Here is a 12,104-nt window from a genome sequence, read left to right as displayed (position 1 = left end):
ATCCTGCCGACTCCGGCTTTTCCGCCGTCCCAAAGTGAAAATGCGCGAGCTCGACCGTACCGACCGCAAAATCCTCGAAATCCTGCAGCGCGAAGGCCGGATTTCGATCACCGAATTAGCCGACCGCGTGAGCCTGTCGGCCACGCCCTGCTCCGAGCGCGTCAAGCGCCTGGAACGCGAGGGCGTGATCACCGGCTACCATGCGCGCATCAACCCGGCGGCCCTGGGCAAGACGCTGCTGGTCTTCCTCGAAATCCGGCTCTCGGCCAAGTCGGGCGACGTGTTCGACAAGGTCAAGCAAGAGCTGATGTACGTGCCCGAAGTGATGGAATGCCATCTGGTCTCGGGCGATTTCGACTATCTGGTGAAGGCCAGGCTTTCGGAAATGAACGAATACCGGCGCCTGCTGGGCGAGATCCTCAAGCGCCTGCCAGCCTCGGCCGAGTCCCACAGCTACGTGGTGATGGAAGAAATCAAGGAGTCGCTCTATCTACCGACGGACCGCTGAACCCCTCCAGGTGCGCCGGCGCCGCACCCTCGCGCCAGGCGTCGAACTTGCGCAGCGCGGCCTCGAACAGCGGCGCCTGCGTGAGCGCGTCCAGCCAGGCGATGGCGGCGGACCAGGGCTGAGCGTCGAACCAGTCACGGTCGGTATGGGCATACTGCCGCACGAACGGCATCACGGCGAAGTCGGCCAGACGCGGCCGGGCGCCGCCCAGCCAGGGCGCCACCCGCAGCGCGGCGTCGATGTCTCGCACCAGGGCCGCGGCCTGCTCCCGGTGTACGGTGGCGTCGGCGCCCGGGTAGCGTCCGGCATACTTATAGCGGTCGAGGTGATGCTTGAAGTCGCCGTCGCAGCGCGCGATCCAGTCCGCGCCCGCGCCGCCTTCGAGCCAGCCTTCGGGGTCGTGCCGGCCCAGCGCCCAGTGCATGATGTCCAGACTCTGTTCCAATACGTGGCCGCCGGGCAGTACCAGCACCGGCACCGTCGCCTTGGGCGACGCGGCCAGCAGCGCGGGCGGTTTGTCGCGCAGCACCACCTCGCGCAACTCGCAGCGCTGGCCCGCGATCAACAACGCCATGCGCGCCCGCATGGCGTAAGGACAACGACGGAACGAATACAGGATGGGCAGCACGAATAACCTCTAGAACAACACGGCGGCAGCCTGCCGGAATCCCGCTCGCGGCTTCCCGACCCTGACAGCTGCCGCTTTATTGTCGCCCAAGACAAACAAGCCCCCCGGGGGCAGCAAGCCGAAGGCGCGGCGTGGGGGTACTTTTTTATCGCCGGGCCGCCCCAAGATAAAAACGCCCCCTTGGGGGGCAGCAAGCCGTAGGCGCAGCGTGGGGGTACTTTTTATCGCCGGGCCGCCCCAAGATAAAAACGCCCCCTTGGGGGGCAGCAAGCCGAAGGCGCAGCGTGGGGGCGCTTTTTATCGCCGGGCCGCCCCAAGATAAAAACGCCCCCTCGGGGGGCAGCAAGCCGAAGGCGCGGCGTGGGGGTACTTTTTTATCGCCGGGCCGCCCCAAGATAAAAAGCGCCCCCTCGGGGGGCAGCAAGCCGTAGGCGCAGCGTGGGGGCGCTTTTTCTGTACCATTCTGCCGTGTCCGACCTCGCCGCGCTCGTGCGGCCCGGCCGCCGCCTCCCGTGCGCGGCCCTGGAGCCCGATTCATGTCCAAATTGATGTCCAAGCTTTCCCGTTACTTTTTCCGTGGATTGATCACGGTCCTGCCGATCGCGCTCACGCTCTATCTGCTGTTCATTTTCCTGGCCTGGACGGAGTCGTTCGCGTTGGCGTTCCTGCGCCCGTTCATCGGCAACTTCTACTTTCCCGGCCTTGGCCTGATGCTGGGCATTCTTGCGATCCTCGCGATCGGCTATCTGGTCTCGCTCGAGCGCGTGCAGCGCTTCATGACCTTCCTCGAGATGCCGTTCACCAATCTGCCGGTGATCAAGAGCATCTATTCCTCGCTCAAGAGCTTTGCCGACTACTTCACGCCTTCCGCCAAGACCACCAACCAGCAGGTGGTGGTGCTGCGTCTGCCGAACCAGCCGCTCGAGGTGGTGGGCCTGATCACCCGCCGCGGCGCCGACGGCCTGCCCGAGGGCTTCCTGCCGGGCGAGCGCGTCGCCGTCTATCTGCCCATGGGCTACATGATCGGCGGCTATACGGTATTCGTGCCGCAGGAATGGGTCACGCCGATTCAGATGTCGGTCGAGGAAGCCATGCGCTCGTCCCTGATCGCCTGGATGGCGCGCGCCGAAGCGCAGGGCCCGGCGGCCGCCGAGGCCGCGGGTGCCATGCAGAAAGAGATCGACGCGCATAGCCGCCCGCCGGCGGCGCCCGGCGTAGCGACGCCCGGCGTGGCGACGCCCGGCGCAACGGCGCCCGGCGCGGTAGCGCCTGGCAGTGCCGCTCCCTCCGCGCCGACCTCCGGCGTGGCGACGCCCGGCGTGGCGACGCCCGGCGTACCGACGCCCGGCGCATCGACGCCCGGCGCAGCGACGCCCGACATCCCTCCCCGTCAGCCCTGACCCCGTCCAAAACGGACGACAGCCGGGGCGGTTTGTCATCACAGGCTTGCCCCAGTTGCACCGCAGCAACGCATTGGCAATGATAGCGATGGGCGCACGATGCCCACGCTCCCGGCCAGGCGCCGGCACCTGAGGGAGCGAGACTCGCCCCCTGCCGGCTCGATGCCCGGCACTCGCCGGGCCCTGGAGCCGTTTCCGATGTCGTCCCCCCTCCTTTCCACGCCCGAGCGCGCCGACCACGGCGGCATCCGCATCGACAGTGCCGATGCGGCGAGCGCCGCGCTGGCCCTGCAGCAAGCCGGCCAATTCGTGCGCGCGCTCGATCTGGCCGCGTGGGTCAGCGTCACCCCGCAAGACGGTGCCCCCGGCGTGCGCATCCAGGCCATGCCCGCCTTCGCCTCGCGCTATCTGCCCGACGGCGACACCACGGGTCTGGCCGAAGCGCTCAAGCTGCGCACCGACACCGTCGAAGCCGATCTCGACCGCGAGATCGTGCTCGCCATGCTGGCCTGCCCGGTCGCTTTCGTGTTTCCCGACGTGGCCGAGCTCGAATCGGCCGTGCGCATCAGGCGCTATACCGTGCAGGCCGCCCGCAAGACCGCGCTGGCCTTCGATACCGAGCAGGCGGAGCGCCCGGCCGGCTACTGGACCTACGACGAAGCCCGCGGCTTCACCATCCTGCCCGGCCAGTCGCTCATCGAAGGGCTGCGGCGCGCCACCCAGCCGGAAGCCTCCGGCGAGCTCTACGCCTTCTCGTGCTATCGCGCCACCGAATACGTCACCGTGCTCGGCATCGCGCAGGAGCTCGAGGCCGCCAACCCCGAGATGGCGCGGCGGCTGCAGCGCCAATGGGAAACGCGCGCCGTGATGTCGGGCCGCTTCCACGATGCCTTCCTGCGTGAATACGGCTCGCTGGCCCAGCCCCTGCCGCCGCGCTTCTATGTGCCCGGCGACCGGCTCTGGTTCCGCAACCCCGACGAGCACTCGTCCAACGTCGAAGGCTACGAAGGCTCGTGGGTCTTCTACCTGGGCAACGGGCTCTTCAATAATTTCTGGAAGCGCGACAAGCCGTTCACCTTCACCGGCAAGTGCGTCGAAATTTTCCACTGGCGCCACGGCGCGCAGTACGACGCCAACGGCAAGCTCTTCATCAACGAAGACATCGTCGAAGCGCGCGTCGCCGAGACCCTCGCCGACCCCGACGCCACCGCGCGCATTCTCGAGCGCATGGTGCGCATCCGCGATCAGCAGGGTGTATACGCCGAAGGCGGCTGCATCGACGCCACCCGGGAATGCGCCCGCTGGGTCCGCCCCGGCCACGCCGACGTCACCTTGCCGGAATACCCGACGCCGGGCTCGGCGGATTGAAAAGCCGGGCGGGGGCCGCATTGCCGCTCCTTACTGGCCTTGGGCGGCATGACCAGCCCTTGGCCAGATAAGGCGCGATTATCCCCGCCCGTCGCGTCGCTTCCGCGATGCGCACTTCGTTCAGCGACCGACGACCAATCGCACGGATTTACCGATGCGCCCCGTCATCTCGACCAGCGCGTCGAGCGTGAACTTTGCCGTTTTTCGATTCACAACGTCCGACACCCTCGGCCGCGACACCATCAAAATCTCGGCGGCATCGGCCTGCTTCAAGTGGTGGCGCTCGATCCACGACGCCAACTCCTTCATCAGTTCTTCTTTGAGCTGCCTGGTGTCGTTGATCTGCTTCTGTGAAGCCAGATACAAACGTCTCGCCTCCTCCGGAGGGAACCCGAGGTCCAGGAACACGTTCGCGCCCGCCTTGGTGACGTGACGAATCTCGGTATCGATCTTCATGGGCTGACCTTTCGTGCGTTGGCGAGAGCGCGATAGCGCGTCTGGGCGATTTGCTTGTCGTGCAAACTTGTTGCCGGCGTCTTTTTCTGGAAGCAGTGCAGCACGTAGATCGCCTCCTTGAACTTGGCGATATACATCACACGAAATGCACCCGCGGGCTCCCGGATGCGAATCTCGCGTGTACCGGGCCCCACCTCATCGAACGGCTTCCAATCGTCCGGGTCGAGGCCCGCTTGAACGCGGCTGAGTTGAAACCCCGCCAAGCGGCGCGACTCAACAGGAAAATCCATAAGGTCCGCATAGGCGGACCCCACCCAGCAGATCGCTTTGTCCATGTCGCAATGTGTATAAAATTTTATACCGCACGCCTTGGCTTGGTAAAGCCCGGTGGAACGGGAATCGGACATTTCCGATCTACCGCGCGGCGAACGGCAAGAGGCGCACGCCGACGGACACGGCATGACGAATCACGCGCCCTCGGCTTACCCCGAGGCTCGCTCGAGGTTGGGGCCCGCAATAAAAAAACCGCCGCGTCAGACGCGGCGGTTCACGCATCGTCCGGACGGCACTCCGCTTGTGCAGGAGCTCCCTCGCCGTCCGGTACGGCCGTGATCAGCGCACCTTGCCCTCCTTCCAGGCCTGCAGCAGCTTGTCGTACGGAATCGTCTCGCCCTTGGGCTTCTCGTTGGCGAGCTTTTTCCACGGGGCGTGCTCATCCGAGAGCCACTTGCCCGGATCGCTTCGGGCGTTGAGCTTGGGCGCGCATTGCGCCATGCCGGCACGCTCCAGGCGGGCCATCACCTGGTCCATCTCGTTGGCGAGCGTGTCCATGGCCTGCTGCGGCGTCTTCTCGCCCGTCACGGCCGTGGCCACGTTCTTCCACCACAGCTGCGCCAGCTTGGGATAGTCGGGCACGTTGTTGCCGGTGGGCGTCCAGGCCACGCGCGCGGGGCTGCGGTAGAACTCGATCAGCCCGCCATAGTTGTCGGCATTCTTCGTGAAAAACTCGCTGTTGATGTCGCTGTCGCGGATGAAGGTGAGGCCGGTGATCGACTTCTTCAGCGACACGGTCTTGGACGTCAAGAACTGCGCGTAGAGCCAGGCGGCCGCGAGCCGGTTGGGATCGGTCGATTTGAAGAAGGTCCAGGAACCCACGTCCTGGTAGCCGTTCTGCATGCCCTGCTTCCAGTACGGCCCGTATGGCGACGGCGCCATGCGCCACTTCGGCGTGCCGTCGGCGTTGACCACGGGCAGGCCCTTCTTGGTCATGTCGGCCGTGAATGCCGTGTACCAGAAGATCTGCTGCGCGATCTGCCCTTGCGCCGGCACCGGACCCGACTCCGAGAACGTCATGCCCATGGCCTGCGCCGGGGCGTACTTCTTCATCCAGTCGATGTACTTGGTGAGCGCATAGACCGCCGCGGGGCTGTTGGTCGCGCCGCCGCGCGCCACCGACGCGCCCACCGGCGTGCACTTGTCGTCGGCCACGCGGATGCCCCACTCGTCGACCGGCATGCCGTTGGGCAGGCCTTTGTCGGCGGCGCCCGCCATCGAGAGCCACGCATCGGTGAAGCGCCAGCCCAGCGACGGGTCTTTCTTGCCGTAGTCCATGTGGCCGTAGACCTTCTTGCCGTCCAGCTCCTTCACATCGTTGGTGAAGAAATCGGCGATGTCTTCGTAGGCCGACCAATTCGTGGGCACGCCCAGGTCGTAGCCATACTTGGCCTTGAACTTCTCCTGCAGGTCCTTGCGGGCAAACCAGTCCGCGCGGAACCAGTACACGTTCGCGAACTGCTGATCGGGCAGCTGGTAGAGCTTGCCGTCGGGCGCCGTCGTGAACTTGGTGCCGATGAAATCCTTCAGGTCGAGTTCGGGGTTGGTCCACTCCTTGCCCGCGCCGGCCATGTAGTCCGACAAGGGCAGGATCGCGCCGTAGCGGTAATGCGTGCCGATCAGGTCGGAATCGGAAATCCAGCCGTCGTAGATCGACTTGCCCGACTGCATCGAGGTCTGCAGTTTCTCGACGACGTCGCCCTCCTGGATCAGATCGTGCGTGACCTTGATGCCGGTGATCTCGGTGAAGGCGCGCGCCAGCGTCTTGGACTCGTACTCGTGCGTGGTGATGGTCTCGGACACCACGCTGATCTCGTTCACGCCCTTGGCCTTGAGCTTGGCGGCGGCCTCGATGAACCACTTCATCTCGGCCAGTTGCTTGTCCTTGGAAAGGCTGGAGGGCTGGAACTCGCTGTCCACCCACTTCTGCGCCTCGGGCTCGCCGGCCCAGGCGGCCGAGGAACCGATGAGCGCGATCGCGGCCACCATGGCGCGCACGCGGAACTGCATCACCCGCACTTTCATGACTGTCTCCTCGTTGGGCTTTCCCGTGTTGTGCTGCCGGACGCGGGCCGGGAAGGCGGGGCCGTGGTCCTGGTAATCCTCACTGACTGCGGCGGTGCATAGCGTCCGCCGCCCTCATCCCTTGCGCATCACCACCACCAGCATCACCATCGAAATCACGAACCCCAGCCACAGCGTCGGCGGCTGGTCCAGCGTGAACCACGTTACGAAGTGCTCGCCCAGCCCCACATACGCCAGGTTGATCCATGCCGCCAGCATCAGGCCGATGAAGAGCCGGTCGCCGCGCGTGGTGGCGATCGGCAGAAACCCCTTGCGCAGGCGGGTGGGCGACTTCAGCTCCCAGAGCGTCATGCCGGCCAGCATGAGCACCACACACGAAAAAAGGATCGCCACCGGCAGCGTCCAGACCATCCAGTCGAACATCGCGTGTCTCCCTGCGCCTAGACGCGGCCCATCGCGAAGCCCTTCGCGATGTAATGCCGCACGAACCAGATCACGATGGCGCCCGGCACGATCGTGAGCACGCCGGCGGCGGCCAGCACGCCCCAGTCCATGCCGGACGCCGACACCGTGCGTGTCATGGTGGCGACGATGGGCTTGGCGTTCACCGAAGTGAGCGTGCGCGCGAGCAGCAGTTCGACCCAGCTGAACATGAAGCAGAAGAAGGCGGCCACGCCCACGCCCGCCTTGATCAGCGGCAGGAAGATCGTGAGAAAGAAGCGCGGAAACGAGTAGCCATCGACATAGGCCGTCTCGTCGATCTCGCGTGGCACACCGGACATGAAGCCTTCGAGGATCCACACGGCCAGCGGCACGTTGAACACCAGGTGCGCCAGTGCCACCGCGAGGTGCGTGTCCATCAGCCCGACCGAGGTGTAGAGCTGGAAGAACGGCAGGAGAAACACCGCGGGCGGCGTCATGCGATTGGTGAGCAGCCAGAAGAACACGTGCTTGTCGCCGATGAAGCGATAGCGCGAGAACGCATACGCCGCGGGCAGCGCCACCGCCAGCGAGATCACCGTGTTGATGAGCACATAGATCAGCGAGTTGATATACCCCGAATACCAGGCCGGATCCGTGAAGATCGTGCGGTAATGCTCCAGCGTGAACTCGCGCGGAAACAGCGTGAGCTCGCCCACGATTTCGGTATTGGTCTTGAACGACATGTTCAGCATCCAATACAGCGGCAGGATGGCGAACAGCAGATACAGGATCAGGAACAGCGGCCGCCAGGCCGAACGCGATTCAGACATGATCGGTCTCCGAGCCCGTGCCCGCGCGCTGCATCCAGTTGTAGAGGATGAAGCACAGCAGCAGGATGATGAGAAAGTAGATGATCGAGAACGCGGCCGCCGGCCCGAGGTCGAACTGCCCCACGGCCTTCTGGGTGAGGTACTGCGACAGGAAGGTGGTGGCATTGCCCGGCCCGCCACCGGTGAGCACGAACGGCTCGGTGTAGATCATGAAGCTGTCCATGAATCGCAACAGCACCGCGATCATCAACACCCCGCGCAGCTTGGGCAGCTGAATGTAGCGGAACACCGCGAAGCGGCTCGCGCCATCGATGCGCGCCGCCTGGTAATAGGCATCGGGGATGGCGCGCAGCCCGGCATAGCAAAGCAACGCGACCAGCGGCGTCCAGTGCCACACGTCCATCACCAGCACCGTGAGCCAGGCGTCGAGCGCATTGCCGGTGTAGTTGTAGTCCAGGCCGAGCGCCGCGAGACTGGCGCCGAGCAGGCCGATATCGGTGCGGCCGAACACCTGCCAGATGGTGCCGACGACGTTCCACGGAATCAGCAGCGACAGCGCGATGATCACCAGCACCGCCGAGGCGCGCCAGCCATGCGCCGGCATCGCCAGCGCGAGCAGGATGCCCAGCGGAATCTCGATCCCCAGCACCGCCAGCGAAAAGCCGATCTGGCGCCACAGCGCGCCGTGCAATTCCTCGTCCTGCAAAGCGGCCGCGTACCACTCCGTGCCCACGAACACCCGCCGATCCGGCGAAATGATGTCCTGCACCGAGTAGTTCACGATGGTCATCAGCGGCAGGATGGCCGAGAACGAAACGCACAACACCACCGGGAGCACGAGGAACCACGCGCGATGATCGAGGGGTTTCATTGGATCAGCTCCTCGTTGCGGTAGAAGCAGGTGTGATGATTGATCACGGCAAGCCAGACGGTCTGGCCGACCGCCGGCAGGCCCGGCTCGAGCGGCACGCGGGCGCGCAGCGTCGTGCCTTCGAATTCGCCGGTGAGCAGGCCATAGGTGCCCACGTCCTGCACCCGCGCGAGCCGCACCGGCACGGCGCCCGGCGTGCCCGGCGCGACCTGGCGCAGGTAGTCGGGCCGCACGCCGAGCGTGACGGGCCCCTCGGCGTCGAGCCGCAGCGCCTGGGCGGCGGTGAGCCCGTCCAGGCGATACTCGCCGACCTGCAGCGTGCCGTCCTGCCACACCGCGGCCAGAAAATTCATGCCCGGCGAACCGATGAAATGCCCCACGAAGGTGTGCGCGGGCCGTTCGAACAGATCGTCGGCGGTGCCGACCTGCACCGCCTTGCCGCGCGACATCACCACCACCTGATCGGCGAAGGTCAGCGCCTCGGTCTGGTCGTGCGTGACGTAGATCAGCGTCAGCCGCAGCTCGTGGTGAATTTCCTTGAGCTTGCGCCGCAGCTCCCACTTGAGATGCGGGTCGATCACCGTGAGCGGCTCGTCGAACAGCACGGCCGACACATCGTTGCGGACCAGGCCGCGGCCGAGCGAGATCTTCTGCTTGGCATCGGCGGTGAGGTTGCTGGCGCGCCGGTCGAGCACGTTCGAGAGTTCGAGCATCTCGGCGATGCGGCCGACCCGCTCGCGCACCTGGGCCGCCGGCACGCCGCGGTTGCGCAGCGGAAACGCCAGGTTCTGCGCCACCGTCATCGTGTCGTACACCACCGGAAACTGGAACACCTGGGCGATGTTGCGGGCCTGCGGCGAGAGCGCCGTCACGTCGCGCCCGTCGAACATCACCTTGCCGCGCGAGGGGCGCAACAGCCCGGACACGCAGTTGAGCAGCGTGGTCTTGCCGCAGCCCGAGGGGCCGAGCAGCGCGTACGCGCCGCCGTCCTCGAACGTAGAGCGCAGGGGCAGCAGCGCGTAATCCTCGTCGCGCTGGGGATGCGGCACATAGGCGTGTGCGAGGTCGAGGTCGATACGTGCCATCAGCGCATCTCCCGCCGCGCCGAGGGCGCGGCCAGCAGCCAGCCCGCCGCATCGAAGGCGTAGGTGTCGGCCGGATCGACGTGCAGCGTAAGCGGCGCCTGCAGGGCGTGGCGATGCACGCCGGGCAACTGCGCCACGATCGATCCGGCGGCGGTGTCCAGATGCAGGAAGGTGTCGGAACCCGATATCTCGGCCAGGGCCACCGTCCCGGGCAGGGCCACGTCGCCCGGACGCGGCGCCAGCCGGAACGCGCCGGCGCGAATGCCGGCCGTCAGGGTCTGGCGCGAGGCATCGGGCGTCGGAGCGACGGGTGCCGGAGCGCCGGCCGCCGCTGCGTCGGGCGCCGGAGCGCCGCGCGCCGATGCGCCGGGCGCCGATGCGCCGGGCGCCGCCGCGCCGGCCGCCGCCTCGGGCAGCGCGCGCGCCAGGAACAGCCCGCCTGGCAGGCGCAGGCCACCCGCCTCGCGCTCGGCCGCGAACAGATTCATGGGTGGGTCGCTGAATGCGCGCGCCACGCGCAGCGAGGCCGGCCGGTGAAAGACCTCGACCGTGGGCCCGTACTGCAGCAGTTCGCCGGCGTCCAGCACCGCGGTGTGGCCGCCCAGCAACAGCGCCTCGGCCGGCTCGGTGGTGGCGTAGACCACCGTCGAGCGGCCCTCGGCAAACAGGCCGGCGAGCTCGTCGCGCAGGGATTCGCGCAGCTTGTAATCCAGATTGACCAGCGGCTCGTCGAGCAGCACCAGCGGCGCCTGCTTCACGAGCGCCCGCGCCAGTGCCACGCGCTGCTGCTGCCCGCCCGACAGCTCCGCGGGCAGGCGCTCCAGCAGGTGATCGATGCGCAGGCGGGCCGCCATGGCGCGCACGGCGGCGTCGATGTCGGCACGCTTGCCGCCGCGCAGGCGCAGCGGCGAGGCGATGTTGTCGGCGACGGTGAGCGAGGGATAGTTGATGAACTGCTGATACACCATCGCCACGTTGCGCTGGCGCACCGGCACGCCGGTGACGTCGTGGCCATCGACGCGCACGTGGCCGCCGCTGGGGCGGTCGAGCCCGGCCATGACGCGCATCAGCGTGGTCTTGCCCGCCAGGGTGGCCCCCAGCAGCACCGTCATGGCGCCCGGCACGGGCGCCAGGCTCATGGGATACAGGTGGACCTGAGACCCGGCATGCACTTCGATGCCATCCAACACCAGCTCCATCCGGCCTCCTCCAGCCATCGGCGATGCTGCGACTTCAAGGGTGCTGCGTGCGCTTTCTTTTGTTTTTTTGCGTTTTACAGAAGAAACGAACCAAAAACAATCCCGCACTGCGTCATCATTTTTCGGTTTTGTTGTTTTATGATGCAACCATGACACTCAATCCACGACAAAGCGCCCTGGTCGAGCTGGTCCGAAGCCAGGGATCGGCTTCGATCGAGGCCCTGGCGCGCCATTTCGACGTCACGCTGCAAACCGTGCGGCGCGACGTCAATCTGCTGGCCGAGGCTGGCATGTTGGCACGCTTTCATGGCGGCGTCCGGATCGAAGCCTCCACCATCGAGAATATCGCGTATCGCAAGCGCCAGGGGCTTCATGCCGACGGCAAACGCCGCATCGCCGAGGCCGTGGCCCGCGCCGTGCCCGATGGCTGTTCGCTTCTGATCAATATCGGCACCACCACCGAAGCCATCGCGCGCGCGCTGCTGCGCCATCGCGGCCTGCGCGTGATCACCAACAACCTGCACGTGGCCGACATCCTGTCCGACAACCCGGATTGCGAGGTGATCATCGCCGGTGGCGTGGTGCGCCCGCGCGACCGCGGCATCACCGGCGAGGCCACGATCGATTTCATCCGCCAGTTCAAGGTCGACATCGGCCTGATCGGCATCTCGGGCATAGAGGCCGATGGCACGCTGCGCGACTACGACTTCCGCGAAGTGCGCGTGGCCCGCAGCATCATCGAGCAATCGCGTGAGGTGTGGCTGGCTGCCGACAGCAGCAAGTTCCAGCGCCAGGCCATGGTCGAGCTGGCCCACATCTCCAAGATCGACCGCTTCTTTACCGATGCCCGCCCGCATGCGCAGCTCGCGCAGGCCCTGAGCGAAGCCGGCGTGCGCTGCGAGATCTCCGACGCCGGCCCCGGCGAGGATGTCCTGCACGCCACCGACGACTTCAACGACACCCCTTGAGCCGGCCGCA

At 66.3% G+C, this 12,104-nt stretch carries 12 protein-coding genes and 1 pseudogene; 4 read left to right on the top strand and 9 right to left on the bottom strand.

The annotated features are described in order from the left end of the window. The first annotated feature begins 40 nt into the window (after positions 1-40). The gene (locus CEK29_RS09675) at positions 41-508 is read left to right on the top strand and encodes a winged helix-turn-helix transcriptional regulator (RefSeq protein ID WP_094799366.1); all 468 of its coding nucleotides are present in this window, start codon (positions 41-43) and stop codon (positions 506-508) included. Here the strand turns inward: CEK29_RS09675 and CEK29_RS09670 are convergent. After that, on the bottom strand, positions 474-1,136 hold the full coding sequence (locus tag CEK29_RS09670) for a glutathione S-transferase (RefSeq protein WP_094857946.1): 663 nt from the start codon (positions 1,134-1,136) through the stop codon (positions 474-476). The genes CEK29_RS09675 and CEK29_RS09670 overlap by 35 nt on opposite strands. Before the next feature lie 548 nt (positions 1,137-1,684). Here CEK29_RS09670 and CEK29_RS09665 point away from each other — a divergent pair. Both CEK29_RS09665 and CEK29_RS09660 read left to right on the top strand, forming a co-directional pair. Beyond that, positions 1,685-2,350, top strand: a pseudogene (locus tag CEK29_RS09665) (DUF502 domain-containing protein); the annotation flags it as partial. Positions 2,351-2,734: 384 nt separating this feature from the next. After that, the gene (locus CEK29_RS09660) at positions 2,735-3,904 is read left to right on the top strand and encodes a hypothetical protein (RefSeq protein ID WP_094857945.1); all 1,170 of its coding nucleotides are present in this window, start codon (positions 2,735-2,737) and stop codon (positions 3,902-3,904) included. A 120-nt stretch (positions 3,905-4,024) separates the two neighbouring features. On the opposite strand, the gene CEK29_RS09655 is transcribed toward CEK29_RS09660, so the two are convergent. The 8 genes from CEK29_RS09655 to CEK29_RS23855 form a co-directional block, all read right to left on the bottom strand. Then, a complete protein-coding gene (locus CEK29_RS09655; protein WP_094857944.1) occupies positions 4,025-4,360 on the bottom strand; it encodes a helix-turn-helix domain-containing protein in 336 nt (111 codons plus the stop codon). Further along, positions 4,357-4,695 carry a type II toxin-antitoxin system RelE/ParE family toxin gene (locus tag CEK29_RS09650; RefSeq protein ID WP_094857943.1) on the bottom strand — a complete coding sequence of 113 codons (339 nt, stop codon included), beginning with the start codon at positions 4,693-4,695 and terminating at the stop codon, positions 4,357-4,359. The genes CEK29_RS09655 and CEK29_RS09650 overlap by 4 nt, the downstream gene beginning before the upstream one ends. A gap of 277 nt (positions 4,696-4,972) precedes the next feature. Further along, positions 4,973-6,703, bottom strand: a complete 1,731-nt coding sequence (locus CEK29_RS09645) for an ABC transporter substrate-binding protein (RefSeq protein WP_094858015.1) — start codon at positions 6,701-6,703, stop codon at positions 4,973-4,975. 129 nt (positions 6,704-6,832) lie between these two features. Next, positions 6,833-7,141, bottom strand: a complete 309-nt coding sequence (locus CEK29_RS09640; RefSeq protein ID WP_094857942.1) for a DUF2160 domain-containing protein — start codon at positions 7,139-7,141, stop codon at positions 6,833-6,835. A gap of 17 nt (positions 7,142-7,158) precedes the next feature. Then, the gene (locus CEK29_RS09635) at positions 7,159-7,971 is read right to left on the bottom strand and encodes a carbohydrate ABC transporter permease (protein WP_094799362.1); all 813 of its coding nucleotides are present in this window, start codon (positions 7,969-7,971) and stop codon (positions 7,159-7,161) included. Beyond that, positions 7,964-8,842: a carbohydrate ABC transporter permease gene (locus CEK29_RS09630; RefSeq protein ID WP_094857941.1), complete on the bottom strand. Its 879-nt coding sequence runs from the start codon at positions 8,840-8,842 to the stop codon at positions 7,964-7,966. The genes CEK29_RS09635 and CEK29_RS09630 overlap by 8 nt, the downstream gene beginning before the upstream one ends. Beyond that, on the bottom strand, positions 8,839-9,927 hold the full coding sequence (locus CEK29_RS09625) for an ABC transporter ATP-binding protein (RefSeq protein ID WP_094857940.1): 1,089 nt from the start codon (positions 9,925-9,927) through the stop codon (positions 8,839-8,841). Before CEK29_RS09625 ends, CEK29_RS09630 begins: the two co-directional genes overlap by 4 nt. After that, complete coding sequence (locus tag CEK29_RS23855) at positions 9,927-11,126, bottom strand: ABC transporter ATP-binding protein (protein WP_176456870.1); 1,200 nt, start codon at positions 11,124-11,126, stop codon at positions 9,927-9,929. Before CEK29_RS23855 ends, CEK29_RS09625 begins: the two co-directional genes overlap by 1 nt. A 149-nt stretch (positions 11,127-11,275) precedes the next feature. Between CEK29_RS23855 and CEK29_RS09615 the strand changes: the two genes are divergently transcribed. Beyond that, positions 11,276-12,094: a DeoR/GlpR family DNA-binding transcription regulator gene (locus tag CEK29_RS09615; RefSeq protein ID WP_170948427.1), complete on the top strand. Its 819-nt coding sequence runs from the start codon at positions 11,276-11,278 to the stop codon at positions 12,092-12,094. The last annotated feature ends 10 nt before the right edge of the window (positions 12,095-12,104 follow it).

Source organism: Bordetella genomosp. 5, assembly GCF_002261475.1.
Taxonomy (GTDB): Bacteria; Pseudomonadota; Gammaproteobacteria; order Burkholderiales; family Burkholderiaceae_B; genus Bordetella.
This window is presented reverse-complemented; position numbering and strand designations above follow the sequence as displayed.